Raw genomic sequence first — 323 nt, 5'->3', positions numbered from 1 at the left:
CGGCAGGCCCGCGCCACGGCCAGCCGCTCGCGCGCCGAACCGACCTGCTCGATAAAGCCCTGGTCCAGTGCGATCAGCGCGCCAAACAGGGTTTCGGCAGTGGCCAGCGCCTGGTGATGGGGGGCAAGGCCGGTGGTCTGTACGGCATAGCGATCGAGCAGGCTGCGCAGCCGCTCTACCGCCAGGCGCACGGTGCGGCGATGCTCGGCATGTTCGCTGTGCCAGGCGCCATCGCGGTGCGGGCCTTCACCCAGGCTGACGAGGCTTTCGGCCATGTCGAGCAGGCGCACGATCACGGCATCACTGGCGCGCACCAGCGGGCG

General features: G+C 70.6%; 1 pseudogene. It reads right to left on the bottom strand.

What is annotated here, in order from left to right:
• A pseudogene (locus H926_RS32890) lies at window positions 1-323 on the bottom strand (FUSC family protein); the annotation flags it as partial.

The organism is Novosphingobium sp. B-7, assembly GCF_000410615.1.
Lineage (GTDB): Bacteria > Pseudomonadota > Alphaproteobacteria > Sphingomonadales > Sphingomonadaceae > Novosphingobium > Novosphingobium capsulatum.
Note: the sequence above shows the minus strand (reverse complement) of the source record. Positions and strands in the feature narration are given on the sequence as shown.